Below are 24,582 nucleotides of genomic sequence, written 5' to 3' on the forward strand. Positions count from 1 at the left end.
CCCGGCACGCCCATTTTAACAGCAGCGGCTGGGGCGGGCTTGCGAGCGGGTCGCCGGCAGCAGCGCGGTGGCCAGCCCCAGCAGCGGCAGGAACGAGATGACCTGGTACACCCACTCGATGCCATGCCGATCGGCCAGTTCACCGAGCCCGGCGGCGCCGATGCCGCTGATACCGAACATCAACCCGAACATCACCCCCGACACCATGCCGACCCGGCCCGGCACGGCCTCCTGGGCATACACCACCAGGGCGGCGAAGGCCGAGGACATCACCAGGCCGATGGCCACCGCCAGTACCACGGTCCAGGCCAGGTTGGCGTAGGGCAGGGCGAGGGCGAAGGGCGCCACGCCGAGGAACGAGACCCAGATCACCGCCTTGCGCCCGATACGGTCACCCACCGGGCCACCGGCGAAGGTGCCCACTGCCACGGCCGCGAGGAACACGAACAGGAACAGCTGGCTGTGCTGCACGCTCAGGCCGAAATGCTCGATCAGGTAGAAGGTGAAGTAGTTGGTGAACGAGGCGATGTAGACGAACTTGGCGAACATCAATACGGCGATAACCGCCACGGCACGCCACATGGCGCCGCGCGACAAGCCGGCTGCCTGCTGGCCGGCGAAGGTCTTGAGCCGGGTCTGGCCGTGGCGCACGGTCCAGCCGGTTACTCTCAACAGCACGAATACCGCCAGCGCGGCGGCCAGCATGAACCAGGCAATGGCCGGCTGCCCGTGCGGAATGACGATGGCAGCGGTCAGCAGCGGGCCGAGGGCCGAGCCGGTGTTGCCGCCGACCTGGAAGGTCGATTGCGCGGTGCCGAAGCGCCCACCGGAGGCCATCCTGGCCACTCGCGAGGCTTCGGGGTGGAAGGTCGCCGAGCCCACACCGACCACCGCCGCGGCCACCAGCAGCATTTCATAGCTGCCGGCGAAGGCGAGCAGGGCGATGCCCACCAGCGTCACCAGCATGCCAGCCGGCAGCAGGTAGGGTTGCGGGTGCTTGTCGGTGTACAGACCGATCCAGGGTTGCAGCAGGGAGGCGGTCACCTGGTAGATCAGGGCGATCCAGCCGATCTGGGCAAAGCTCAGCGCGAAATCGCTCTTGAGCATCGGGTAGATCGACGGCAGCACGGCCTGGATCAGGTCGTTGAGCAGGTGGGCGAATGCGGCGGCGCCGACGATGCGGACCAGAAAGCCCTGGGGTTGGTCGGCAGGTGTGGCGGCGGCCATGGAGGCGGTGGAGGTCGTCATGGGCAAGGTTCTTCCGTGGAAAGGGAGCAAGGCATTGCCGCCGCAGGTTAGCCAGTACCCGGGTTGCCTGTCTCACGCCGAACAGGCAGCTACTGTCGCGTTTCGGACATTCCGGGCCTGACGCCCTGGATTCGCAAGCGGTCCGCGTACCCTGTGGGAGCGGGTTTACCCGCGAAGAATCCAACGCGGTGCATGGCACCGGCTGCGCCGGTGTTCGCGGCTAAAGCCGCTCCTACAGGGTCCCTGCTAATACCTGGCCGCCCCGGATTCATCGTTCGTGCCGCGCCACCCAGCGCAGCAAGGCGGCAATCGGTACGCTGCGATGAACCTCGTGCCGGTAGGGTTTGCCTTCGGCGGTAAAGCGTTCGCGATAGCGGCTCAGCACCAGGCTCCGGCCATCAGCCGAAACCCGGGCCTCCAGTTCATGCAGCAACAGCGGTTGCCGGGCAGCGCCTTCCAGGCGCCTGAACAGCAGCATGGCGGCTTGGGCATCATTCTTCACGGGCATCTCCTGCACAATCCACTGGCCACGCTCCCGGCTCGCCGGCCTTGCCTTCTGCCACCCGGTTGCTGCGCCGCTGCGCGGTGTAGTCACGCAGTGCGAGGTAGTAATCAGGCCAGGTGCGCAGCAGGTCGGTCAGTGGCAGTGCTTCGGCCCGTGCATCGACGATGCCTCCAGCCGTGGCTACCTTGCCCAGGGTTTCGACGGTATTGCTGTTGCCGCCAAACGGGTCCAGCGCCAGGCCCAGTACCGTGCCGGTGGCATCGCGCAGGTTGTGGGTGCCCAGCAGCGGCAGCTCGACGATGGGGCCATCGGCGATGTTCCACACTCCGAAGGTCTGGCCAAAGTCCGAGCGGTGCTGGCTGAGGCCCATTTTGCCAGACACGTCGACCAGCCCCGCCACACCCAGGGTGGTGTTGAAGATGAAGCGGCTGAGGCTGGTCATCGCCCGCTCGCCATTGCCCTGCAGCAGGTCGTTGACGAACACCTTGGGCTCACCGAAGTTGCTGGCAAAGTTGTGCAGGCCCTGTTGGGCAAAACCGGGCAGCGCGGTGTAGCCGCGGGCGACGGGGGCCAGCAGATAGTCATCGACCGTGCGGTTGAAGGCGAATACGGCGCGGTTGGCGGGCTCGGCCGGATCACTGACCTGATAGGCGACATTGCCGCAGGCAGGCGTGGCCGCTGCACGTTGGCTGCAGCTTCCCGCCACGAGCAGCGACAAGGCCAGCGCGGCAGAGCGCGCTGAACGGGAGGCGGATGATGAACGGGACATAGATACATTCCTGGCAAGAACTGGCGGCGATGCTGCGCAGTTTTCTTTGCCCGGGAATGTCCGGATTGTCTCGGCGTCGACACTTTGTTTCAGGGTTGAAATATATGACGTCTGCGTAGGGATGGCCTTAAAGTACGGCTTGGTAACCTTGTTTTGCGGTGCTTTTTTGTGAGCCTTTTGCTGATAGTCGACGATGATGTCGAGGTGCTCGACCTGTTGCAGAAGTTTCTCTGCCAGCATGGTTACGAGGTTGATGTGGCCAGGGATGGCAAGGCGCTCTGGCAGGCCCTTGAGCGGCGGGTGCCAGACCTGGTCATTCTGGATGTGATGCTGCCTGGCGACAGTGGCCTGGTGTTGTGCCAGCGCTTGCTGGCCGAGCACAAGGTGGCAGTGATCATGCTCACCGCCATGGGCGAGCTGAGTGACCGGGTGGTTGGCCTGGAGCTGGGGGCGGACGACTACCTGACCAAACCGTTCGCCGCCCGTGAACTGCTGGCCCGGGTGAGGGCAGTACTGCGCCGTGCCGGCGAAGCGGCCGGTGGCGCGGCGGGCCATGCCTGCGCGATTCTGGAGTTTGCCGGCTGGCGACTGGATGTGGTGCGGCGCGAACTGCGTTCGCCGGACAACGTCATGATCCCCTTGTCCAACGGTGAGTTCGAGCTGCTGCTGGTGTTCGCCGAGCATCCGCGGCGGGTGCTCAGCCGCCAGCAATTGCTGGACATGGCCCGCGGCGATGCCTACGACGCCTATGATCGCAGCATCGACGTCCAGGTGAGCCGGCTGCGCCGCAAGCTTGAAACCGACCACGGCAACGAGCCCTTGATCCGTACCCTGCGCAACGCTGGTTACCTGTTCACGCCCACGGTCGCGAAGCGATGAAGGTCCTCGCCAGGGTTCGCCAGGCCCTGCCACGGCCCAAGATCACCATTGCCCGCTGGATCGCGCTGACCACCCTGACAGCGATGCTGTTCCTGCTGCTGCTCAAGGTGCTGTTCAGCCTGTTGCTGAGCGTCTGGGCGCAGCCACCGCTGCTGGAGAGCGGGGTGATCGAGAAGGTTGCAGCGGTCACCCGCATTCTCGATGCCGCGCCCATGGAGCAGCGTGCCAACATTGCCAGCGCGGCGGGTGACGGCTCGTACTCTGTACGATGGCTGCGCCGCCATGACGAAGCGGGCGTGCCAGTGTTGGTCGATGCCGAGTTCAGCCAGGGTACGCCTATACTGCGCGCGCTGCTCAAGCGCCCGGATGCCAGGGTCGAGGCCTTCGAACCGTCCGACATGCCGGAATACGCACCTGAGCGTGGCTATGCGCTGATGATCGAGCTGACCGACAAGTCCTGGGTGCTGTACCGTGCCACCGACCGCAGCTGGGGCCTGGATGAACTGCCGCGCAACCTGATCATCCTGGGCTTGATGCTGGTTTCCAGCCTTGCCGTCGCGCTGCTGGCCACGCGCTACCTGGCCAAGCCGCTGGAGCGCTTTGCCGAAGGTGCGCGGCGTTTTGGCAAGGACTTCAATGCTCCGCCCATTCCGGTGGTCGGCCCGCATGACCTGCGCCAGGCCATCCTCGCGTTCAATGCCACCCAGGCGCAGCTCAAGCATTTTCTCAATGACCGTACCCAGATGCTTGCGGCCATTTCCCATGACTTGCGTGCACCGCTTACGCGCATGCGCTTGCGCGCCGAGTTCATCGACGATGCCCAGCTACAGGCCAAGTTGTTCAAGGACGTCGACGAGATGCAGGCAATGGTCGATGCGGCATTGGGGTTCTTCCGTGATGATGCACGGCTGGAACAGATGACCGTATTCGACCTGGGCGAATTGCTGCTGACCGTAGTGGACGATTTCAAGGATGCGGGGGTCGAGGTCGGCCTCAGCGGGCCGCGCCGCTGTGTGTACACCGGGCGACCGGTGGGCATCAAGCGAGTGCTGGTCAACTTGATCGACAATGCCGCGAAGTATGGCCGTGAGCCCATGGTGGTGTTGGCGGTAAACGCCAGGCAGATCGAGATTACCGTGCAGGATCGCGGGCCGGGCATCGCGCCGGAGCTACATGAGCAGGTATTCGCGCCGTTCTACCGTATCGAAGGTTCACGCAACCGCAATACCGGTGGTGTTGGGCTGGGCCTGCCCGCAGCACGGGCCATCGTGCTGGAGCAGGGAGGCAGCGTGACCCTGGGCAACCGCCCCGGTGGCGGTCTGGAAGTCAGGATCATGCTGCCGCTGGGCTGATCAGAGCCCCATTTCGCTGAGCCCGGGGTGATCATCCGGGCGCCGGCCCAACGGCCAGTGGAACTTGCGCTCGGCTTCACTGATTGGGTGTTCGTTGATGCTCGAATGACGGTTCTGCATCAGCCCGTCGTCGGCAAATTCCCAGTTCTCGTTGCCATGGGCGCGGTACCACTGGCCGCTGTCGTCGTGGTACTCGTAGACATAGCGCACGGCGATGCGGTTGCCGGTGAAGGCCCACAGCTCCTTGATCAGGCGGTACTCCAGTTCATGGTTCCATTTGCGCGCCAGGAACGCCTCGACCTCGGCACGGCCGCGGGGGAACTCGGCGCGGTTACGCCAGACGGTGTCGATGGTATAGGCAAGCGCGACCTTGGCCGGGTCGCGGCCGTTCCAGCCATCTTCGGCCAGGCGGACTTTTTCGATGGCGCTTTCACGGGTGAAGGGCGGCAGGGGTGGGCGGGACATCGGGGTTCTCCTCAGGTCGGTTGGCTTGAAGGAGAGTAGTAGCCGATGGCCGAACAGAGAATGGGTGTGCCTGGCACTTCATAATTGCAGTGCATGGAACAATTCAGATCGGTCGAGAAAGCTTGCGCAATCCCTGTGGGGGATCGCCCAGTCCTTTGGGCTGCGCTCCCACAGGGGGACTCTATCAGGCTGCGTCGGCTGCGGCTTTCCCGGCGACCTTGCTACGGCCACCCAGCCACACCAGCAGCAGCCCGGCAGCCGCCAGCACGCCACCGGCCATCGGCACGGCCGCAAAGCCCAGATCCAGGCTGATCACCGCACCACCCAGCGCCGCGCCCAAGGCGTTGCCCAGGTTGAACGCGCCGACGTTGATCGACGAGGCCAGCCCCGGTGCTTCGATGGCGGCGATCATCACCCGCATCTGCAGCGGCGGTACCACGGCGAAGGTGAACATGCCCCACACCAGCAAGGCGATGGCGGCGCCGATGTGGCTGCCCAGTACCAGCGGCATCAGCAGCATGATCACTGCCAGTGCCGCGAGGACGATCCGCGCCGCACCCTCCAGCGACCAGTCGGCCAGGCGGCCACCCAGGCTGTTGCCCAGGGTGAAGCCGATACCGATCAGCACCAGGCCCAGGGTGACGAAGCTGTCCGAGGCGCCGGTCAGTTCGGCCAGTACCGGTGCCACGTAGGTGTACAAGGTGAACATGGCGCCGGCACCGAGCACGGTGGTGGCCATTGCCAGCAGCACGCTGGGGCGGGCAATGACCGCCAGCTCCTTGCGTACATGCGGCACGCTGCCGCGTTCACCCTTGGGCAGGGCGTACCACAGCGCGGCCATGGCCAGCAGGCCCAGCACGGCGGTACCGGCAAAGGCCATGCGCCAGCCGACCTGCTGGCCGATCCAGGTGGCGGCCGGCACGCCGCCGATATTGGCGATGGTCAGGCCCATGAACATGGTGGCCACGGCACTGGCCTGTTTCTCCTTGGGCACCACACTGGCGGCCACCACCGCGCCAAGGCCGAAGAATGCGCCGTGGTTGAGGCTGGTGACCAATCGCGAGGCGAGCAGGGTGTAGTAGTCCGGTGACAGCGACGACAGCAGGTTGCCGAGGGTGAAGATGGCCATCAGTGCCATCAGTGCGGCGCGCTTGCCGAAACGGCTGAACAGCAGGGTCATGATCGGCGCGCCGACCATCACACCAATGGCGTAGGCGGTAATCAGCATGCCGGCGCTGGGGATGCTGACGTCGACACCTTGGGCGATCACCGGCAGCAGGCCCATCGGCGTGAACTCGGTGGTGCCGATGCCGAAGGCACCGATGGCCAGGGCAAACAGGACGCGCCCGGCGTTCATTGCGCGTGCTCCGGCGCGGCCAACTCGGTCAATGGGCATGGGGTGGCCTCCGTCAGTTTGACTGGTGTCTCATGGAACTGTGGCAGTACGTATTCGGCGATTTCGTGCAGGGTTTCGTCCAGCGGTCGCACGTTACGCCGCAGGTGCAGGCCGATATGGTCGACGCCCGCCGCGCGCAGGGCGCCGAGCTCGGCCGCCAGTGCCTTGCGGCCACCGCGAAAACCGAAGCGCCAGCGTTGCAGCGGTTCGTCGGGGTTGTCCGCCAGGTCCAGGTGGATGAAGCTGCTGTAGGGCTTGTCGCCCGCCACCGCGCGCCAGGCGGCGACCCGCCGGCGGTGGTCATCCGGCGTGCCGGGGTAGGCCAGGCAGCCGTCCAGGTTGCTGCCGATCCATGCCGGGCTTTGCTGGGCCAGGCCGGCTACCAGCAGCGGCAGCGGCGAGGCGGTGCCGGGTAATACGGCCAGTCCTTCGGGCAGGTGGCCGTTGGCACCATCACGCAGCAGCGCGACCTGTTGGCGGAATGCGTTGCCGCGCCCCTCGAAATCCCGACCGAACAGCGGGTATTCCACCGGCCGGTCACCACTGGCCACGCCCAGCAGCAGGCGATTGCCGCTGAGGCGCTGCACACTATTGGCCGACTTCAGGGTCAGCAGCGGTTCGCGAATCGGCAGCACCACGGCAGCCGTGCCGAGCAGGATGTCGCGGGTTACCCCGGCCAGGTAGCCGAGGTAGGCAAACACCTCGAACACCTGGGCGGCGTCGCCGAACGACGGGTCATACAGCGGCACATCGCGGATCCACAGGGCGCGGTAGCCCAGGCGGTCGGCCAGTTGTGCCAGTTCTGCGTGGCGGGCCAGGTCCGGCTCGCCGAACTGGCGGCCGTCGCGGCGCCGTGCCTGTTCACCGGCGGGCGTCCAGTCGTGGTCCAGCGGCGCTTCCAGGCCGACACTGAAGCCGCCAGCGGTCAGGCGTTCGAGGGGTGTGGTCATGGCATCAATCCCAGATTGGCGCCAGGCCGTCAGGGCTGACTTCGCGGCCATTGCGCTCGAGCTTGGCGATGCGCGCCATGTCGTCGGCGTCCAGCTTCAGGTCACGGGCGAGCAGGTTGCTGGCCAGGTTTTCGCGTTTGGTCGACGACGGGATCACCGCGTAGCCCAGCTGCAGGGCCCAGGCCAGGGCAACCTGGGCGACGGTGGCCTTGTGCTTGGCGGCGATGTCGGCCAGTACCGGGTCTTTCAGGACCTTGCCGTAAGCCAGGGTCATGTACGAGGTGACGGTGACGCCTTGCTCCTTGAGGAACGCGGTCAGCTTGCTGTTCTGCAGGTACGGGCTGAGTTCGATCTGGTTGGTGGCGATTTCGCCTTTGCCGACCACTTCGATGGCCTGGCGGGTCAGTTCGATGTTGAAGTTGGATACACCGATCTGGCGAGTCAGGCCGAGCTTCTTGGCTTCGGCCAGGGCGGCCATGTATTCGGGCAGTTCAACGCCGTTGCCTGGGGCTGGCCAGTGGATCAGCAGCAGGTCGACGTAGTCGGTGCGCAGTTTCTGCAGGCTCTCGCGCAGGCTGGGGATCAGCTTGTCCGCGGCGTAGTTTTCAATCCAGATCTTGGTGGTGATGAACAGTTCGTCGCGCTTGACGCCGCTTTCGGCGATAGCCTGGCCAACGTCGGCTTCGTTCTTGTAGATCTGCGCGGTGTCGATGACCCGGTAGCCCAGTTCCAGGGCCGACTTGACGGAATCGATGACGGCCTGGCCGGTGAGGCGGAAGGTGCCGAGGCCGAAGGGTGGAATGCTCATGGATCTGCTCCTGATGCGTAAGGGGTGAACCGAACCGAGCCTGATCGCTCGGGTTCGATCGCTTTTCGTGTGGGGAGCAGTGTGCGGCTTTGAGGGGGATTGATTAAGGTGGGGCGGGGCCAAGGTCATTTGACCGGGAGGCAAGAATAGGCCTTTGTGTCGTGACTGTTGCTGCAGGAATGCAGGGTAAGCCTGACCCGGCCTCTTCGCGGGTGAACCCGCTCCTACAGGTACTGCACCGTTCCTGAGTGCGGCGCAGACCCTGTGGGAGCGGGTTCACCCGCGAAGAGGCCGGTACAGGAAAACGAAACAGCCCGCCATGAAGGCGGGCCGTCTGGCATTGCAAGGCGACAATCAGCGGCGGCGGAACAGCGGCAGCGGCTCGTCGGTGGCGGCCTGGTAGGTCACCGAGAAGTCCTTCAGGCTTTGCAGCGCGTCTTCCGGGTCCTTGTCGGCACGGATGGCGAACGCGTCAAAACCGCAACGGGCCATGAAGAACAGCTGGTCGCGCAGCACGTCGCCAATGGCGCGCAGCTCGCCCTTGAACTTGTAGCGGTCACGCAGCAGGCGCGCATTGGAGTAGTTGCGCCCGTCGGTGAACGCCGGGAAGTTCAGCGCGATGACCTGGAAGTGATGTACGTCCTCGCCGATTTCTTCCGCCTGCTCGTCGCTGTCCAGCCACACGCCCAGGCCGCCGTCGCGGGCCTTGAGTACGTGGGCATGGTCGCGCCACATCTGCAGCGGGACGATGTAGTCGTCGCAGTTGGTCAGCTCGTCAAAGGACGTTTCCTTGGGCAGCAGGTGCCAGGTTTCGTCGACGATCTGGTTGTTCTTAATGATTCGCTGCATAGACGCGTTCCTTGAAGGGGTCGATGCCGATACGCTGGTAGGTGTCGATGAAACGCTCTTCCTCGGTACGTTGCTCGACGTACACGGCGATCAGCTTCTCGATCACATCGGCCATGTCTTCCTGGGCGAAGGACGGGCCGAGGATCTTGCCCAGGCTCGCGCCACGCGCGGCATTGCCGCCCAGCGACACCTGGTAGAACTCCTCGCCCTTCTTGTCCACGCCGAGGATGCCGATGTGGCCCACGTGGTGGTGGCCGCAGGCGTTCATGCAGCCGGAGATGTTCAGGTCGATTTCGCCGATGTCGAACAGGTAGTCCAGGTCGTCGAAGCGGCGCTGGATGGATTCGGCGATCGGGATCGACTTGGCGTTGGCCAGCGAGCAGTAGTCACCACCCGGGCAGCAGATGATGTCGGTCAGCAGGCCGATGTTCGGGGTGGCGAAGCCGCTTTCGCGCAGTTCCAGCCACAGGGCGTGCAGCTGGCGCTGCTCGACGTCGGCAAGGATGATGTTCTGCTCGTGCGAAGTGCGCAGGAAGCCGAAGCTGTAGCGCTCGGCCAGGTCGGCCACGGCGTCCAGCTGCTTGTCGGTCAGGTCGCCCGGGGCAACGCCGGTGGGCTTCAGCGACAGGGTCACGGCCACGTAACCAGGGCGCTTGTGAGCGCGGGTGTTGCGCGAGCGCCAGCGGGCGAAGCCTGGGTACTCGGCGTCCTGGGCGGTGTAATCGACGTTGTCCAGGGCCAGGTAGGCCGGGTCGACGAAGTGGCGCGACACACGCTGCACTTCGGCTTCGGTCAGGGTGGTGCTGCCGCCACGCAGGTGGACCATTTCGGCCTCGACCTTCTCGGCGAACACTTCCGGGGTAAGGGCCTTGACCAGGATCTTGATCCGCGCCTTGTACTTGTTGTCACGGCGACCGTAACGGTTGTACACGCGCAGGATGGCGTCGAGGTAGCTGATCAGGTCTTGCCATGGCAGGAATTCGTTGATGAACGAGCCCACCACCGGGGTACGGCCCAGGCCGCCACCGACCAGCACGCGGAAGCCCAGTTCACCAGCGGCATTGCGCACCGGCTCCAGGCCGATGTCGTGCACTTCGATGGCGGCGCGGTCTTCCTGCGAGCCGTTGATGGCAATCTTGAACTTGCGCGGCAGGTAGGCGAATTCCGGGTGGAAGGTGGTCCACTGGCGGACGATTTCGCACCACGGGCGCGGGTCGACGATTTCGTCTGCGGCCACGCCGGCGAACTGGTCGGTGGTGGTGTTGCGCAGGCAGTTGCCGCTGGTCTGGATCGCGTGCATCTGCACGGTGGCCAGTTCGGCGAGGATGTCCGGGATGTCTTCCAGCGCCGGCCAGTTGAATTGCACGTTCTGGCGGGTGGAGATATGGGCGTAGCCCTTGTCGTAGTCGCGGGCGATCTTGGCCAGCGTACGGACCTGGGTGGCGTTCAGCTGGCCGTACGGCACGGCGACACGCAGCATCGGCGCGAAACGCTGGATGTAAAGGCCGTTCTGCAGGCGCAGAGGGCGGAATTCTTCTTCGCTCAGCTCACCGGCCAGATAGCGGCGGGTCTGATCACGGAACTGCTTGACGCGGTCCTCGATGATCCGCTGATCGTACTCGTCGTATACGTACATAAAAGTCCTGTCTCAGGCATGCAGCTATTCGCGCGCACGGCCGCGCACTCCGCTTCGGAGCCGAGGAACGATAGCAGGTTGTGTTTATGCGCTAAAGTGATGTTTTTGCATATGAAAAGAACCAAATGGACTATGTGAGACTGACTGCCATTTGTGCGCTTGGAGTGGCCTGGCGTTTATAATCCGCTGTTTGCTTCGCAGGGATTTCAGCCCATGCTCAAGGCGTTGTGCCATAGCTTGTGTCTTGCCTTGCCGCTGGCGGCAAGCGCGCAGCCGGCTTCGGTGGTTTTCCTCAACCCGGGGCTGTCCTCCGAGACGTTCTGGACCAGTTATACCCGCTTCATGCAGGCCGCCGCGGACGAGCTGGGCATGACCCTGCGCGTGGAATACAGCGAGCGCCGCGCCGACCTGGCGCTGACCCAGGCCAAGGCGATCCTGAGCGGGCCGCAGCGGCCGGATTACCTGGTGCTGGTCAACGAGCAGTACGTGGCGCCGGAGATCATCCGCCTGTCGCGTGGCAGCGGGGTCAAGCTGTTCCTGGTCAACAACGGCCTGACTGCCAGCCAGGCCCGTAGCATCGAGGCCCAGCCCGACAAGTATGCCGAGCTGCTGGGCACCTTGACGGCCAACGACGAGCAGGCGGGCTTCCAGATGTTGCACCAGATGGTCGCGCAGTTGCCCCGCGACAGTGGGCCGGTGGACCTGGTGGCCTTTGCCGGGGTCAAGACCACACCGGCCTCGCAGCTGCGCGAGGAAGGCATGCGCCGCGCCCTGGCCGATTTCCCCCAGGTGCGTTTGCGTCAGGTGGTGTATGGCGGCTGGAGCCGTCAGCGCGCCTACGAGCAGGCGCAGCAGCTGCTGGAGCGCTACCCGGCTACCCGCCTGGTGTGGTCGGCCAATGACGAGATGGCCTTTGGTGCCATGCAGGCGTTCGAGGAGGCGGGGCGCAAGCCGGGGCGCGATGTGCTGTTCAGCGCCATCAACAGCTCGCCCGCTGCCCTGCGGGCACGTATCGACGGGCGTCTGAGCGTGCTGATGGGCGGGCATTTCACCCTCGGCGGTTGGGCCATGGTGATGCTTCACGATGACGCCCAGGGGCTGGCGGTGAACCGCGACGGTCTGCGCGAGCATCGCACGCCGGTGTTGCAGCCGATCGACCAGGCCAAGGCGAAGCATTGGCTGAAACTGCTGGAACGGGCCGACTACGGCGTCGATTTCCAGCAGTACAGCGCCGAAGGGCGGCCGCCCGGCTATCAGTACCCCTTTCTGACGTCACCGATCAATTATTGAAAGACCCTGCTTGAGGGAAGGGCATTGCTCGTCTTAACTGCTGGTGGTGAAGTGCATTCCCATAACCACTACAAGAGGCAATGCAATGGGAAACTCAACCAAGGTCCGCAAAGCTGACAGCAGCGTCGATGCCTGGGCGATCCTCTGCCTGATCGTTCTGGTGGTGGTCACTGCCGTGTATTGGGTCAGCCACCAGTAGACTTGTATTCAAGACCGTGATGCAGCCAGAGCGCCTGCGGGAGGGAGTCCCGCGGGCGTTTTTGCTTTGCCTGTGCCGGCCTCTTCGCGGGCTAGCGAGCCAGGTGCAGGGCCAACTGCACCAGGCCGATCAATACGGCTATGAACACCAGGGTGAACAGCGTCCCCAGCGCAATGAAATGGCTGGCCTTGCCGTGGGTGAAGTCGCGGGCGCGGTTCTTGCCGCTTTGCACGCCGAAGGCGGCAGCGAGGATGCTGTGCAGCATCTGCCAGAAGGTCGGGGGTTTGCCCTGGCTGGAATCGTCCATGGTGGCTCCTGAGGAAATCAGAGGCAATCAGGGACAGTGTAGGCAATGAGATCGAGGTTGGCTTTGCCGGCCTCTTCGCGGGCTCGCCCGCTCCCACAGGTATGTCACCGGACCTGAGGCCTGTGTCGTACCTGTGGGAGCGGGCAAGCCCGCGAAGAAGCCAACGCGGTCTTAGCTATCGTACCCGAGGTTAGGCGCCAACCAGCGCTCGCTCACGCTCACATCCTGGCCTTTGCGCGCGCTGTAACGCTCGATCTGGTCCTTGTCGACCTTGCCCACGGCAAAGTACTGCGCCTGCGGGTGGGCAAAGTACCAGCCGCTGACCGCCGCCGCCGGGAACATCGCGAAGTGATCGGTGAGGAACACGCCGCTCGGCCCGGTCTCGCCGATGGCAGTGCCATCAAGCAGGCGGAACAGGGTTTCCTTCTCGGTGTGGTCCGGGCAGGCCGGGTAGCCGGGAGCCGGGCGAATGCCGCGGTACTGCTCCTTGATCAGCGCTTCGTTGTCCAGGTGTTCGTCGCGGGCATAACCCCAGTGCTCTTTACGCACCTGCTCGTGCAACCATTCGGCACAGGCCTCGGCCAGGCGGTCGGCCAGGGCCTTGACCATGATCGAGCTGTAGTCATCGCCCTTGTCCTGATAGGCCTTGGCCACTTCCTCGGCACCGATGCCGGCGGTGGTGATGAAACCACCGACATAATCGGTGACACCACTGGCCTTCGGCGCGACGAAGTCGGCCAGCGACCAGTTGGGCTTGCCGTCCGGCTTGATGGTCTGCTGGCGCAGGTGGTGCAGGGTGGCCAGTGCCTGGCCGTTGTCGCCATAGACTTCGATGTCGTCATCGGCCACCTGGTTGGCCGGCCAGAAGCCGAACACCGCTCGGGCACTGATCAGTTTTTCGTCGATCAGCTTGTCGAGCATCTCGCGGGCATCCTTGTACAGCGCCGTTGCAGCCTCGCCGACCACTTCGTCGGTGAGGATGCGCGGGAACTTGCCAGCCAGGTCCCAGGAGATGAAGAACGGGGTCCAGTCGATGTACTCGGCCAAGGTGCGCAGGTCGATGTCTTCCAGCACCTTGACGCCGGTGAAGGAGGGTACCGCTGGCTGGTAGCCAGCCCAGTCGTACTGCGGCTTGGCGGCGATGGCCTGGGCGTAGCTCAGGCGCTCGGTGCGGGCACTGCGGTTGGCGGTGCGCTCGCGTACTTCTTCGTATTCCTGGCGGGTCTTTTCGACGAAGCCGGCTTTCAGCTCCTTGGACAGCAACTGGGTGGCAACGCCCACCGCACGCGAGGCGTCGGTGACGTAGACCACGGCGTCGTTGCTGTACTTGGGCTCGATCTTGACCGCGGTGTGCGCCTTGGAGGTGGTGGCGCCGCCGATCATCAGCGGCAACTGGAAGCCCTGGCGCTGCATTTCGCGGGCAACGTGGACCATTTCGTCCAGTGACGGCGTGATCAGGCCGGACAGGCCGATGATGTCGCACTTCTCGTCGCGGGCGGTTTGCAGGATCTTCTCGGCCGGCACCATCACGCCAAGGTCGACGATGTCGTAGCCGTTGCAGCCCAGCACCACGCCGACGATGTTCTTGCCGATGTCGTGCACGTCGCCTTTTACCGTGGCCATCAGGATCTTGCCCTTGGCTTCCGGCTTGTCGCCTTTCTCGGCTTCGATGAACGGGATCAGGTGTGCTACCGCCTGTTTCATCACGCGGGCCGACTTCACCACCTGGGGCAGGAACATCTTGCCCGCGCCGAACAGGTCGCCGACCACGTTCATGCCATTCATCAGCGGGCCTTCGATCACCTCGATCGGGCGTGCGCACTGCTGGCGGCATTCTTCGGTGTCTTCGACGATGAACGCGGTGATGCCCTTGACCAGCGCGTGCTCCAGGCGTTTTTCCACCGGCAGCGAGCGCCACTCTTCGTTTTCCACTTCCTTGGTTGCGCCGCCGCCCTTGTAGTCGTCGGCGATGGCCAGCAGCGCGTCGGTGCCATGCGGGGTACGGTTGAGCACCACGTCCTCGACCTTTTCACGCAGTGCAGCCGGGATTTCGTCATAGATCTCCAGCTGGCCGGCGTTGACGATACCCATGGTCAGGCCGTTCTGGATGGCGTGATACAGGAATACCGAGTGGATCGCCTCACGCACCGGGTTGTTGCCCCGGAACGAGAACGACACGTTGGACACACCGCCCGAACTCAGGGCGTGGGGCAGGTGGTCGCGGATGTAGGCACAGGCCTCGATGAAATCGACGGCGTAGTTGTTGTGCTCTTCGATGCCGGTGGCGACGGCGAAGATGTTCGGGTCGAAGATGATGTCTTCCGGCGGGAAGCCCACTTCGTTGACCAGGATGTCATAGCTGCGCTGGCAGATTTCCTTCTTGCGCGCGGCGGTATCGGCCTGGCCGACCTCGTCGAAGGCCATCACCACCACGGCAGCGCCATAGCGCTTGCACAGGCGGGCATGGTGCTTGAACTGCTCGACGCCTTCCTTCATGGAAATGGAGTTGACGATGCCCTTGCCCTGGATGCATTTCAGGCCGGCTTCGATCACTTCCCACTTGGACGAGTCGATCATGATCGGCACGCGCGAGATGTCCGGTTCGCCGGCGATCAGGTTGAGGAAACGGACCATGGCGGCCTGGGAGTCGAGCATCCCTTCGTCCATGTTGATGTCGATTACCTGGGCGCCGGCCTCGACCTGCTGCAGGGCGACTTCCAGGGCTTCGGTGTAGTTCTCTTCACGGATCAGCCGGGCGAACTTGGCGGAGCCGGTGATGTTGGTGCGCTCGCCGACGTTGACGAACAGCGACTGGCGGTCGATGGTGAACGGCTCCAGGCCCGACAGGCGGCAGGCCTTGGCGATTTCCGGAATCTCGCGCGGCTTGTACTTGGCCACGGCCTCGGCGATGGCCTGGATGTGGCCCGGGGTGGTGCCGCAGCAGCCGCCGATGATGTTGAGGAAGCCGCTGGCGGCGAATTCCTCGACCACCACGGCCATTTCCGCCGGGGTTTCGTCGTATTCACCGAAGGCGTTCGGCAGGCCGGCGTTGGGGTGGGCCGAGACATGGGTGTCGGCCTTGGTCGCCAGCTCTTCCAGGTACGGGCGCAGGTCCTTGGCGCCAAGGGCGCAGTTCAGGCCCACGGAAATCGGCTTGGCGTGGCGCACCGAGTTCCAGAACGCTTCGGTGGTCTGGCCCGACAGGGTACGGCCCGAGGCGTCGGTGATGGTGCCGGAGATCATGATCGGCAGTTCGATGCCGTCTTCCTCGAACACCTGCTGCACGGCGAAGATCGCCGCCTTGGCGTTGAGGGTGTCGAAAATGGTCTCGATCAGCAGCAGGTCGGCGCCGCCTTCGATCAGGCCGCGGGTAGCCTCGATGTAGTTCGTTACCAGCTCATCGAAGGTGACGTTGCGGTAGCCGGGGTCGTTGACGTCCGGGGAAATCGAGCAGGTGCGGCTGGTAGGGCCGAGCACGCCGGCGACGAAGCGCGGCTTGTCCGGGGTTTCCAGGGTCTTGGCATCGGCCACCTGGCGGGCGATGCGCGCGCCCTCGACGTTCAGCTCGTAAACCAGCGATTCCATGCCATAGTCGGCCTGGGAAATCTGCGTGGCGTTGAAGGTGTTGGTTTCGAGAATATCGGCGCCGGCATCCAGGTAGGCCTTCTCGATGGCGGCGATCACGTCCGGGCGGCTGAGCAGCAACAGGTCGTTGTTACCCTTGACATCGCTTGGCCAATCGGCGAAACGCGTGCCACGATAGTCGTGTTCCTCGAGGCGGTAGCTTTGGATCATAGTACCCATGCCGCCGTCGAGGATCAGGATGCGCTCTTTGAGTGCGTTCTGGAGTGCTTGGAGACGAGCGCTGCGGTCGGACATAGGAACTACCTGGTCGGGCAAATTTCAGAAGGTGCAGAATCATAACAAAGCTGCGCAGATTTTAGGCACATCGCCCATTTGCATGAAAATGGCTCATGTTGGGCGGGCGTCGGCAAGGCACGGCACCCCAAGGACGACCAGTCAACAAATCGTGATGGCTTTCAATACCCAGGACTTTCCGCACATGGTGCATCGTATTCTTGCCGGCGTTTTCGCCCTGCTCATCAGCAGTGTGGCGTTCGGGCAAGCCCCCCAGTCGAGCCCGGCTGTTTCCTACACCCGGGACATTCAACCGATCTTCACCGAGAAATGCGTGGCCTGCCACGCCTGCAACGACGCCGCCTGCCAGCTGAAGCTGGAAAGCCCTGAAGGCGCGGTGCGCGGGGCCAGCAAGGTCCCGGTGTACCAGGGCGAGCGCAGCAAGGCAGTGCCTACCACGCGGCTGTTCTACGACGCCCACAGCGAGGGCGAATGGCGCAAGAAGGGTTTCTACTCGGTGCTCGACAACCAGGGCAGCCAGGCCGCGCTGATGGCGCGCATGCTCGAGCTGGGGCACAAGACCCCGCTCACGCCCAACGCCAAGCTGCCCGAGGAAATTGTCCTGGGCCTGAACCGCAACAACATGTGCCCGTTGCCGCATGAGTTCGATGCCTATGCCGGCGCCCATCCCAAGGAAGGCATGCCGCTGGCGGTGACCGGGCTGACCGACAAGGAATACGACACCATGCGCCGCTGGCTGGCCGCCGGTGCGCCGGTCGAGTACCAGTCGATCAAGCCGAGCGCGGCCGAAGCCAAGCAGATCGCCGACTGGGAAGAGCTGCTCAACCGCCCGGGTTCCACCGAGGCACTGGTTGGCCGTTGGCTGTACGAGCACCTGTTCCTGGCGCATATCTACTTCGTCGGTGGCGAGCAGGGCCACTTCTTCCAGTGGGTACGTTCGCGCACCCCGAGCGGCCAGCCGGTCGACCTGATCGCCACGCGCCGCCCCAACGACCCGCCGGGCACCGACTTCTATTACCGGCTGGTCCCGTTGCAGGGCGTGATCGTGCACAAGACGCACATCACCTACCCGATGGGGCCGCAGAAGCTCAAGCGGGTCAAGCAACTGTTCTATGCCGGTGACTGGCATGCCACTGCACTGCCAGGCTATGGCCCGCGCCACCGGGCCAACCCGTTCGAAACCTTCGAAGCGATCCCGGCAGTGGCGCGCTACCAGTTCATGCTGGATAACGCCGAGTACTTCGTGCGCACCTTCATCCGTGGCCCGGTATGCCGTGGGCAGATTGCCACTGACGTGATCCGCGACAACTTCTGGGCATTGTTCCAGGAGCCGGCCCACGACCGCTACATTACCGATGCCAAGTACCGTGGCGAGGCCACGCCGCTGCTGGCCATGCCTGGGCAGATCGATGACGTGGGCAGCGTGCTGAGTCTTTGGCACGCCTACCGCGACAAGCGCAACGAGTACGAAAAACTGCGTCGCGAAGCCTATGCCGACATGCCGGCGCCGGGCTGGGCGACGCTGTGGGCCGGTAACGACAACGCGTTGCTGAGCATCTTCCGCCACTTCGACAGCGCCTCGGTGACCAAGGGCCTGATCGGTGACGTGCCGCTGACCGTGTGGCTGTTCGACTACCCGTTGTTCGAGCGCACCTATTACCAGCTGGCGGTCAACTTCGATGTGTTCGGCAACGTCTCGCACCAGTTGCAGACGCGCCTTTACTTCGACCTGATCCGCAACGGCGCCGAGGTCAACTTCCTGCGCCTGATGCCGGCCGACCAGCGCAAGGCGATCCTCGGCGACTGGTACCAGAACAGCGGCAAGGTGAAGATGTGGATGGATTATGAAGACATCGACACCGACACCCCGAGCGGTATCCAGCTCGACCCGCGCAACCCCAAGCGCGACTTCGGCCTGAAGCTTCTGCAGCGTACCGGCAGCCTGAATGCTGCGCCTGACCCGATCAACCGCTGCCAGGGCGCGTTCTGTTCACGGCCGCAGGTGAGCGAAGAGTTCCGCAATGCCGAGCAGTCGCTCAGCCGCCTGGTGTCGCGCCCGGCTGCCGGGTTGAAGGTGATCAACCAGCTGCCCGAAGCGACCATGCTGCGCATCGAAGGGCAGGGCGGCCAGCGCCAGGTGTACAGCCTGCTGCGCAACCGCGCGCACAGCAACGTGGCGTTCCTGCTGGGCGAGGCGTACCGCTACCAGCCGGGGCTCGATACCCTGACCCTGTACCCCGGCGTGCTCAGCAGCTACCCCAACTTCATCTTCAACATCCCGACCAAGGATGTGCCGGAGTTCGTCGAGGACATGGAGTATGCGAAGGATGATGCGGCGAAGTTCGAGCGTATCGTCATGCGCTGGGGCGTGCGTCGCAGTCACCCTGAGTTCTGGCGCTACTTCCATGACCTGAACAGCTTCATCAGGGAAACCGAGCCGGTCGAGGCGGGCGTGCTGGACATGAACCGCTACGAGAACCTCTGATCGGTCGGGCTGACCTTTCCGATTACCCTGCGGTCGGACTTGCTGGGTGGTCCTGATCGATTGCAAGGGGGCTGCTTTGCAGCCCTTCGCGGGTAAACCCGCTCCCACAGGTATGGCACCACTCTCGAGGTCAGCGCTAACCCTGTGGGAGCGGGTTTACCCGTGAACGAGCGCGTCGCGCTCGCCCCTGCATCCGAGCCTGGGCCTCAATGCACCGGCAATCGCAGGGTACTCCATGCTGTATTCGCTTCAGGCACTGCGGGCGTTCGCCGCCTGGGTGGTGGTCTGCCACCATTTCATGCAGATCTTCTTCGACTTCCATGCCACCGGCCCCATCGGCCAACTGCTCACCGACCGCGGCGCCGCAGGCGTCGATATCTTCTTCGTCATCAGCGGGCTGGTCATCTACCTGTCGACCTGCGACAAAGCCATCGAGCCCCGCCAGTTCCTGCTCAACCGGGCACTGCGTATCGTCCCGGCCTACTGGTTCTACACGGCGCTGATGGCAACCCTGCTGCTGGCCTTCAGCCAGTGGCTGCCGCACCAGGCATTCACCTGGCACCACCTGCTGTTGTCGCTGCTGTTCATCCCGGCGGAAAACCCTGGTGGCTACGGCTTGTACCCGACCCTGAACGTGGGCTGGACGCTGAACTTCGAGATGTTCTTCTACCTGCTGTTCGGCCTGGCTTTACTGGTGCGCCAGCGTCATCAGCAGCTACTGGTCACCGCCGCACTGCTGCTGGCCAGCGAGGTACTGGGCCGGCTGGGCGTGCTCAGCCGCTTCTACAGCAACGACATCATCTACGAGTTCCTGCTCGGCATCGGCCTGGGCGTGCTGCACCGTCGCGGGCTGATTCGCCATGGCCGCTGGCTGCCGTTGGCGTTGCTGGCGGTGGCAGGCCTGGCCATCTACCACCTGGACGCTTCCCGGCGTTTGCTGCACTGGGGCGTGCCGAGTGCAATGATCGTGCTGGCCTTCGTCGCCCTGGAGCCGCTGCTGCGCGGTAACCGGCTGCTCAAGGCGCTGGGCGACTGTTCGTACTCGGTGTACCTGATCCATGTGCTGGTGTTGTATGCCGGCTGGTTCGCCAGCCAGCGCCTGCAGTTGAACCCATACCTGGTGTTCGCCCTGTGCGTGCCGTCCATTGGACTAATGTCGTGGTTCAGCTACCAGTGGCTGGAGCGCGGCCTGTACCGGCGCATGCAGGCCTGGCTGGCGGCGCCACGGGGGCAGCCCCCTGAATATGCGCTTTCCCGAGTCAAATACTAGGACTTTGTTCGAAGGCCGGGTTGGCGTACACTTGGCCGCAAGTCTGTGAGGAACCTACATGAGCGCTATAACCATTACCGACGCCGCCCATGACTACCTGGCCGATCTGCTCTCCAAGCAGAATACGCCTGGCATCGGCATTCGCATTTTCATCACCCAGCCGGGCACCCAGTACGCCGAAACCTGCATTGCCTACTGCAAGCCGGGCGAAGAGAAGCCTGACGATACCGCCGTGGGTCTGAAGAGCTTCACCGCTTACCTGGACGCGGTCAGCGTACCGTTCCTGGAAGACGCACTGGTCGACTACGCCACCGACCGCATGGGTGGCCAGCTGACCATCAAGGCGCCGAATGCCAAGGTGCCGATGGTCAATGAAGACAGCCCGATCAACGAGCGCATCAACTATTACCTGCAGACCGAGATCAACCCTGGCCTGGCCAGCCACGGCGGCCAGGTGAGCCTGGTGGATGTGGTCGATGATGGCATTGCCGTGCTGCAGTTCGGTGGTGGTTGCCAGGGTTGCGGCCAGGCTGACGTGACCTTGAAGGAAGGTATCGAGCGCACCCTGCTCGAGCGTATTCCCGAGCTGAAGGGCGTGCGTGACGTGACTGACCACAGCCAGAAAGAGAACGCCTACTACTGAGGCTGACGCGCTCCTACAGGGATCGCGTTGAACCCACTTCCTTAGCAACAAAGTGTTACTGTTTCAACCCCTGCGACAACAGGCCGCAGCCCGTATTCAAAGGGCTGCAGCCGATCCTCGCCTTCGTCGGGTAGAACCCCTCGGGGTGTCGTGCCAGAATGCCCCGGTTTTTCGACCGGCCCGTCCCGAGGGCCGGCACCTTCCCTGTAAAGGATGGTTTCATGAATGATCTGTATACCCGGCGCGCAGTTGTCGCCGGGATGGGCGTTCTCGGGCTTGGCCTGCTGGCAGGCTGCAGCCCGGCCCGGGGGCTCGAGTTCAAGCACGGCAAGAACATGAGCAACGAAATCCTTGGGCGCAAGTTCAGCCTCAAGGATACCCAAGGCAATGTGCGCACCCTGTCGAGTTTCTACGGCAGCATGCCGATGATCTTCTTCGGTTTCACCCAGTGCCCGGCGGTGTGCCCGACTACCCTGGCGCGCGCGGCGCAAATCCGCCAGCTGCTGCGCGGCCGCGATCGCGACCTGTTCCAGGTGGTGCTGATTACCCTGGACCCGGAGCGCGACACCCCCGAAGTGCTCGATGCCTACGTCAAGGCGTTCGACCCGTCGTTCACCGCGCTGACCGGCACCCCCGAGGAGATCGCTGCGGTGGCCAAGGAATTCAAGGTGTTCTACGAGAAAGTCCCGGCCGGTGATACCTATACCGTCTCTCACTCGTCCACCAGCTACGTCTACGATACGCGTGGCACCCTGCGCCTGAGCCTGGGCCATTCCCTGACTGCAAAGGAATGCGCCGAAGACCTGGTGACCCTGATGGAGATCTGCTGAATGTCGATACAACCGATCAAGCACGGCCTGGCTGCCCTGGTCCTGATGGGCCTGGCGCTGCCGGCCCTGGCCCAGACCACCGTGAGCGATGCCTGGGTCCGTGCGACTGTGCCGCACCAGCAGTCCACCGGTGCCTTCATGATCCTGACCGCCAGCAGCGACAGCAAACTGGTGGCCGTGGCTTCGCCCGTGGCCAAGACCGTGCAGGTGCACGAGATGACCATGAATGGCGACGTGATGGGCATGCGTGAGGTCAAGGCGGTCGAGTTGCCAGCCGGCAAGGCGGTGACCCTCGACCCGAATAGCCTGCATGTGATGCTGATGGGCCTGAACAACCAGGTGAAGGAAGGCGACAAAGTGCCGCTGACCCTGACCATCGAGGATGCCAAGGGGGCCAAGGAAACCCTGGACGTGCAGGCCGACGTGCGTGCGCTCAACGCCGAGGCGGGCGGTGGGCATGATCACATGCACATGAAGCACTGACAGGCTGAACCCTTCAGGGCGCTTTGCGCCCTGTGGGAGCGGGCCCATATTTCAATCAGCTGCGAAACCTGGGCAGCGGCCTGTCGAGGGTCAGCGAGGTCAAGGTCTTGCGGACCTGGGCCTCGTCGGCCTCCAGGGCCTTGAGACTTGCGCGGATCTTGCCGGCGGCGGGCACGTCGCCCTGCCGGTCGATCCAGTCGGCTATCTCCTTGCAGGCACTGCTCAGGCAGGCCTGGCGCTGGTTCATCAGCGACAGGAGGGTGGTGAGCTCTCTTTCGGACATGGCAGGATCCTCCATTCAGCCTTGTCAGTGTAGCAGTGGCTGGCCGGCCTGCCTGAGGCCGGCTGTCGCAGTTCAGCCCTGCAGGCAGGCGCTGCGATAGGCCCCTGGCGTCACCCCGTAGGCCTGCTTGAACTGCCGGCTCAAATGGCTCTGGTCGGCAAAGCCCAGGTCGAACGCCACCTCCGAGGCCGCCCAGCCACGCTTGAGCATTTCCCGCGCACGGGCCAGGCGCCGCTGCTTCAGCCAGGCATGCGGCGGCAGGCCAGTGGCCTGGCGGAATACCCGGGCAAAATGGAACGGCGACAGGTTGACCGCCGCCGCCAGGGTTTCGAGCGAGGGCGGGTCGGCCAGCTGGCTTTCCAGCAGTTCGCGGGCGCGGGCCACGGCCAGCGGTTCGTGGCCGGGGGCCGCAGGTTCGGCGCATTGCCCGTGGCGCTGCACCAGGGCCAGCACTGCCTGGCGCCAGGCGGTCTGTTGCTGCAGGGCGCTGGCGCCTGCTTCGGACAGCTGGTGCAACTGGCTGAAGGCGCTGGCCAGGGCCGGGTCGTTGATCACGCTGTCCTTGAAGCGGGGCATGCCGTGGCGGCCCAGTTCCAGTTCGTCGAGCACCCCGGTTACCCGCTCGTGCTCCGGGTAGAAGCCGCGGTAGCGCCAGCCCGCTTCGTGGGCGGTAGCGCCGGTGTGCAGCTCGTCGGGGTTGATCAGCACCATGCTGCCGACCGGCGCCAGGTGCTCGCTACCGCGATGCCAGAAGCGCTGGGCGCCCGACTCGATCACGGTGAACACATAGCCTTCATGCACATGCGGGGCGAACCGCTGCTGGAAGTAGCGCGCGTGCAGCATTTCGACGTCGCCAAGTGCCGGCGCCTGCCAGAGGTGTGTCTGCTCGCGCAGGGGCGTGCTCATGCCAGCCAGCTGCGCAGGAGGAAGAAGATCAACATGCTCACCAGCATGCTCAGCAACACGCTGCGGGTCAACAGCACCAGGGCGATGGCCACCAGTGAACCCAGCAAGTAGGGGTTGAGCAGGCTCAGGTTCAGCTGGTGGTCGGGCATGAAGATGATAGGGCCACAGATGGCGGTGAGCATGCCCGGCACGGCAAAACCGAGGAACTGCCGGGCGTTGGAGCTCAGGCGCATGGGCAGGCGCGGCTCCAGGAACGCATAGCGGTTGAGGAATACGATGGCACCCATGGCGAAAATCAGGATCCAGGTCATGCGCGGGCTCCGGCAAATTTCTGGCAGATGAAGCCGGCGCTCATGCCCAGCAGGCCTGCGGCCACCAGGGCGGTCTCCCAGTGCCAGTAGCTGAACAGCACCGAGCAGAATAGCGACACGGCTACGCACACCACTGTGGCCAGGTTGCGTACCAGCGGGGCGATCAGGGCGACGAAGGTGGCGACGATGGAGAAGTCCAGGCCGAACTGGTCCAGGTGTGGAATGTTCTGGCCTAACAGGATGCCGGCCAGAGTGAACAGGTTCCAGGCGACATAGAAGGTCAGGCCCACCCCCAGGGCGTACCAGCGGTTGAACTGCTGCTGGTCGTACTGGCTGGTCAGGGCGAAGAACTCGTCGGTCAGCAGGAAGCCCAGGCCCAGCCTCCAGCGCAGCGGCTGGCTGGACAGTACCGGGCGCATCGACAGACCGTACAACAGGTGCTGCGAGGTCAGCAGCAGCGTGGTCAACAGGATCGACGCCAGGTTGGCGCCGCCCTTGAGCATGCCGATGGCCACCAGTTGCGCGGCACCGGCGAAGACGATGGCCGACAGCCCTTGCCCTTCCCAGGCACTGAGGCTGGCCTCGATGGCCATGGAACCGGCCAGCAGGCCCCAGGGCGCGACGGCCAGGGACAACGGGAGAATGGCGATGGCGCCGTGGAGGAAGGCTTGGCGAGCGATGTGGGGCATGGTGGCTGCAGTGCGTGTACGTGGTAGGCCAGCATGCCAGACGGGGCAGGGGATGGCTTGAACGATCTTGCTGGTCTCCACCTTGTGGGAGCAACTGTCTTGCTCAAGATTTCAAGGCGCACGCGGTCACTGAGGTGCGCCCCATTTGTT

General features: G+C 64.2%; 23 protein-coding genes. 8 read left to right on the forward strand and 15 right to left on the reverse strand.

What is annotated here, in order from left to right:
* Positions 1-15 precede the first annotated feature (15 nt).
* The 3 genes from M2S36_RS01185 to M2S36_RS01195 form a co-directional block, all read right to left on the reverse strand.
* Positions 16-1,248 carry an MFS transporter gene (locus tag M2S36_RS01185; RefSeq protein WP_333956564.1) on the reverse strand — a complete coding sequence of 411 codons (1,233 nt, stop codon included), beginning with the start codon at positions 1,246-1,248 and terminating at the stop codon, positions 16-18.
* A gap of 268 nt (positions 1,249-1,516) precedes the next feature.
* On the reverse strand, positions 1,517-1,726 hold the full coding sequence (locus M2S36_RS01190) for a hypothetical protein (RefSeq protein ID WP_243434273.1): 210 nt from the start codon (positions 1,724-1,726) through the stop codon (positions 1,517-1,519).
* Between the two features lie 13 nt (positions 1,727-1,739).
* Entirely contained in the window at positions 1,740-2,522 is a 783-nt protein-coding gene (locus M2S36_RS01195; RefSeq protein ID WP_207835388.1) for an MlaA family lipoprotein, read from the reverse strand.
* Positions 2,523-2,690: 168 nt separating this feature from the next.
* On the opposite strand from M2S36_RS01195, the gene M2S36_RS01200 reads away from it, so the two are divergent.
* Positions 2,691-3,401, forward strand: a complete 711-nt coding sequence (locus M2S36_RS01200) for a response regulator (RefSeq protein WP_333956565.1) — start codon at positions 2,691-2,693, stop codon at positions 3,399-3,401.
* Positions 3,398-4,753, forward strand: coding sequence for an ATP-binding protein (locus M2S36_RS01205; RefSeq protein WP_333956566.1), 1,356 nt, complete (start codon positions 3,398-3,400; stop codon positions 4,751-4,753). Before M2S36_RS01200 ends, M2S36_RS01205 begins: the two co-directional genes overlap by 4 nt.
* On the opposite strand, the gene M2S36_RS01210 is transcribed toward M2S36_RS01205, so the two are convergent.
* The 6 genes from M2S36_RS01210 to M2S36_RS01235 all read right to left on the reverse strand — a co-directional run bounded on the left by M2S36_RS01210 (position 4,754) and on the right by M2S36_RS01235 (position 10,857).
* Positions 4,754-5,218 carry a nuclear transport factor 2 family protein gene (locus tag M2S36_RS01210; protein ID WP_063914057.1) on the reverse strand — a complete coding sequence of 155 codons (465 nt, stop codon included), beginning with the start codon at positions 5,216-5,218 and terminating at the stop codon, positions 4,754-4,756. It abuts the gene before it with no gap.
* A 184-nt stretch (positions 5,219-5,402) separates the two neighbouring features.
* Entirely contained in the window at positions 5,403-6,575 is a 1,173-nt protein-coding gene (locus M2S36_RS01215; protein ID WP_233687905.1) for an MFS transporter, read from the reverse strand.
* A complete protein-coding gene (locus M2S36_RS01220) occupies positions 6,572-7,564 on the reverse strand; it encodes a TIGR03571 family LLM class oxidoreductase (RefSeq protein ID WP_207837434.1) in 993 nt (330 codons plus the stop codon). Before M2S36_RS01220 ends, M2S36_RS01215 begins: the two co-directional genes overlap by 4 nt.
* A gap of 4 nt (positions 7,565-7,568) precedes the next feature.
* Positions 7,569-8,372: a 2,5-didehydrogluconate reductase DkgB gene (gene dkgB / locus M2S36_RS01225; RefSeq protein ID WP_333956567.1), complete on the reverse strand. Its 804-nt coding sequence runs from the start codon at positions 8,370-8,372 to the stop codon at positions 7,569-7,571.
* A 354-nt stretch (positions 8,373-8,726) separates the two neighbouring features.
* A complete protein-coding gene (locus M2S36_RS01230; RefSeq protein ID WP_063914061.1) occupies positions 8,727-9,221 on the reverse strand; it encodes a DUF934 domain-containing protein in 495 nt (164 codons plus the stop codon).
* Positions 9,205-10,857 carry a nitrite/sulfite reductase gene (locus M2S36_RS01235; protein ID WP_207837432.1) on the reverse strand — a complete coding sequence of 551 codons (1,653 nt, stop codon included), beginning with the start codon at positions 10,855-10,857 and terminating at the stop codon, positions 9,205-9,207. The genes M2S36_RS01230 and M2S36_RS01235 overlap by 17 nt, the downstream gene beginning before the upstream one ends.
* A 213-nt stretch (positions 10,858-11,070) precedes the next feature.
* Between M2S36_RS01235 and M2S36_RS01240 the strand changes: the two genes are divergently transcribed.
* On the forward strand, positions 11,071-12,147 hold the full coding sequence (locus M2S36_RS01240) for an ABC transporter substrate-binding protein (protein WP_207837429.1): 1,077 nt from the start codon (positions 11,071-11,073) through the stop codon (positions 12,145-12,147).
* Positions 12,148-12,437: 290 nt separating this feature from the next.
* On the opposite strand, the gene M2S36_RS01245 is transcribed toward M2S36_RS01240, so the two are convergent.
* Both M2S36_RS01245 and metH read right to left on the reverse strand, forming a co-directional pair.
* Complete coding sequence (locus M2S36_RS01245; protein ID WP_003256398.1) at positions 12,438-12,653, reverse strand: DUF2970 domain-containing protein; 216 nt, start codon at positions 12,651-12,653, stop codon at positions 12,438-12,440.
* A gap of 171 nt (positions 12,654-12,824) precedes the next feature.
* Entirely contained in the window at positions 12,825-16,532 is a 3,708-nt protein-coding gene (gene metH, locus M2S36_RS01250; protein ID WP_207837427.1) for a methionine synthase, read from the reverse strand.
* Between the two features lie 184 nt (positions 16,533-16,716).
* Between metH and M2S36_RS01255 the strand changes: the two genes are divergently transcribed.
* The 5 genes from M2S36_RS01255 (at position 16,717) to M2S36_RS01275 (ending at position 22,243) form a co-directional block, all read left to right on the forward strand.
* Entirely contained in the window at positions 16,717-19,017 is a 2,301-nt protein-coding gene (locus tag M2S36_RS01255; protein WP_333956568.1) for a fatty acid cis/trans isomerase, read from the forward strand.
* 235 nt (positions 19,018-19,252) lie between these two features.
* Positions 19,253-20,287 carry an acyltransferase family protein gene (locus tag M2S36_RS01260; RefSeq protein WP_207837423.1) on the forward strand — a complete coding sequence of 345 codons (1,035 nt, stop codon included), beginning with the start codon at positions 19,253-19,255 and terminating at the stop codon, positions 20,285-20,287.
* A 58-nt stretch (positions 20,288-20,345) separates the two neighbouring features.
* Positions 20,346-20,930, forward strand: a complete 585-nt coding sequence (nfuA, locus tag M2S36_RS01265) for a Fe-S biogenesis protein NfuA (protein WP_003250416.1) — start codon at positions 20,346-20,348, stop codon at positions 20,928-20,930.
* Positions 20,931-21,151: 221 nt separating this feature from the next.
* On the forward strand, positions 21,152-21,760 hold the full coding sequence (locus M2S36_RS01270) for an SCO family protein (protein ID WP_063914066.1): 609 nt from the start codon (positions 21,152-21,154) through the stop codon (positions 21,758-21,760).
* Positions 21,761-22,243 carry a copper chaperone PCu(A)C gene (locus M2S36_RS01275; RefSeq protein WP_233687900.1) on the forward strand — a complete coding sequence of 161 codons (483 nt, stop codon included), beginning with the start codon at positions 21,761-21,763 and terminating at the stop codon, positions 22,241-22,243.
* A gap of 55 nt (positions 22,244-22,298) precedes the next feature.
* Here the strand turns inward: M2S36_RS01275 and M2S36_RS01280 are convergent, their stop codons facing one another.
* The 4 genes from M2S36_RS01280 to M2S36_RS01295 all read right to left on the reverse strand — a co-directional run bounded on the left by M2S36_RS01280 (position 22,299) and on the right by M2S36_RS01295 (position 24,432).
* Complete coding sequence (locus M2S36_RS01280; protein WP_003250422.1) at positions 22,299-22,526, reverse strand: hypothetical protein; 228 nt, start codon at positions 22,524-22,526, stop codon at positions 22,299-22,301.
* A gap of 72 nt (positions 22,527-22,598) precedes the next feature.
* Entirely contained in the window at positions 22,599-23,432 is an 834-nt protein-coding gene (locus M2S36_RS01285) for an AraC family transcriptional regulator (RefSeq protein ID WP_207837419.1), read from the reverse strand.
* A complete protein-coding gene (locus M2S36_RS01290; protein WP_207837417.1) occupies positions 23,429-23,743 on the reverse strand; it encodes an AzlD domain-containing protein in 315 nt (104 codons plus the stop codon). Before M2S36_RS01290 ends, M2S36_RS01285 begins: the two co-directional genes overlap by 4 nt.
* Positions 23,740-24,432, reverse strand: coding sequence for an AzlC family ABC transporter permease (locus M2S36_RS01295; RefSeq protein ID WP_207837415.1), 693 nt, complete (start codon positions 24,430-24,432; stop codon positions 23,740-23,742). The genes M2S36_RS01290 and M2S36_RS01295 overlap by 4 nt, the downstream gene beginning before the upstream one ends.
* Positions 24,433-24,582 lie beyond the last annotated feature (150 nt).

This window comes from Pseudomonas sp. SF2, assembly GCF_036858055.1.
In the GTDB taxonomy this organism is placed as follows: domain Bacteria; phylum Pseudomonadota; class Gammaproteobacteria; order Pseudomonadales; family Pseudomonadaceae; genus Aquipseudomonas.

Coding starts and splice junctions, on each gene's coding strand:
- M2S36_RS01185 (WP_333956564.1), bottom strand. CDS start 1,248: ATGACGACCTCCACCGCCTCCATGGCCGCCGCCACACCTGCCGACCAA.
- M2S36_RS01190 (WP_243434273.1), bottom strand. CDS start 1,726: ATGCTGCTGTTCAGGCGCCTGGAAGGCGCTGCCCGGCAACCGCTGTTG.
- M2S36_RS01195 (WP_207835388.1), bottom strand. CDS start 2,522: ATGTCCCGTTCATCATCCGCCTCCCGTTCAGCGCGCTCTGCCGCGCTG.
- M2S36_RS01205 (WP_333956566.1), top strand. CDS start 3,398: ATGAAGGTCCTCGCCAGGGTTCGCCAGGCCCTGCCACGGCCCAAGATC.
- M2S36_RS01210 (WP_063914057.1), bottom strand. CDS start 5,218: ATGTCCCGCCCACCCCTGCCGCCCTTCACCCGTGAAAGCGCCATCGAA.
- M2S36_RS01215 (WP_233687905.1), bottom strand. CDS start 6,575: ATGAACGCCGGGCGCGTCCTGTTTGCCCTGGCCATCGGTGCCTTCGGC.
- M2S36_RS01220 (WP_207837434.1), bottom strand. CDS start 7,564: ATGACCACACCCCTCGAACGCCTGACCGCTGGCGGCTTCAGTGTCGGC.
- dkgB (WP_333956567.1), bottom strand. CDS start 8,372: ATGAGCATTCCACCCTTCGGCCTCGGCACCTTCCGCCTCACCGGCCAG.
- M2S36_RS01230 (WP_063914061.1), bottom strand. CDS start 9,221: ATGCAGCGAATCATTAAGAACAACCAGATCGTCGACGAAACCTGGCAC.
- M2S36_RS01235 (WP_207837432.1), bottom strand. CDS start 10,857: ATGTACGTATACGACGAGTACGATCAGCGGATCATCGAGGACCGCGTC.
- M2S36_RS01240 (WP_207837429.1), top strand. CDS start 11,071: ATGCTCAAGGCGTTGTGCCATAGCTTGTGTCTTGCCTTGCCGCTGGCG.
- M2S36_RS01245 (WP_003256398.1), bottom strand. CDS start 12,653: ATGGACGATTCCAGCCAGGGCAAACCCCCGACCTTCTGGCAGATGCTG.
- metH (WP_207837427.1), bottom strand. CDS start 16,532: ATGTCCGACCGCAGCGCTCGTCTCCAAGCACTCCAGAACGCACTCAAA.
- M2S36_RS01255 (WP_333956568.1), top strand. CDS start 16,717: ATGGTGCATCGTATTCTTGCCGGCGTTTTCGCCCTGCTCATCAGCAGT.
- M2S36_RS01260 (WP_207837423.1), top strand. CDS start 19,253: ATGCTGTATTCGCTTCAGGCACTGCGGGCGTTCGCCGCCTGGGTGGTG.
- nfuA (WP_003250416.1), top strand. CDS start 20,346: ATGAGCGCTATAACCATTACCGACGCCGCCCATGACTACCTGGCCGAT.
- M2S36_RS01270 (WP_063914066.1), top strand. CDS start 21,152: ATGAATGATCTGTATACCCGGCGCGCAGTTGTCGCCGGGATGGGCGTT.
- M2S36_RS01275 (WP_233687900.1), top strand. CDS start 21,761: ATGTCGATACAACCGATCAAGCACGGCCTGGCTGCCCTGGTCCTGATG.
- M2S36_RS01280 (WP_003250422.1), bottom strand. CDS start 22,526: ATGTCCGAAAGAGAGCTCACCACCCTCCTGTCGCTGATGAACCAGCGC.
- M2S36_RS01285 (WP_207837419.1), bottom strand. CDS start 23,432: ATGAGCACGCCCCTGCGCGAGCAGACACACCTCTGGCAGGCGCCGGCA.
- M2S36_RS01290 (WP_207837417.1), bottom strand. CDS start 23,743: ATGACCTGGATCCTGATTTTCGCCATGGGTGCCATCGTATTCCTCAAC.
- M2S36_RS01295 (WP_207837415.1), bottom strand. CDS start 24,432: ATGCCCCACATCGCTCGCCAAGCCTTCCTCCACGGCGCCATCGCCATT.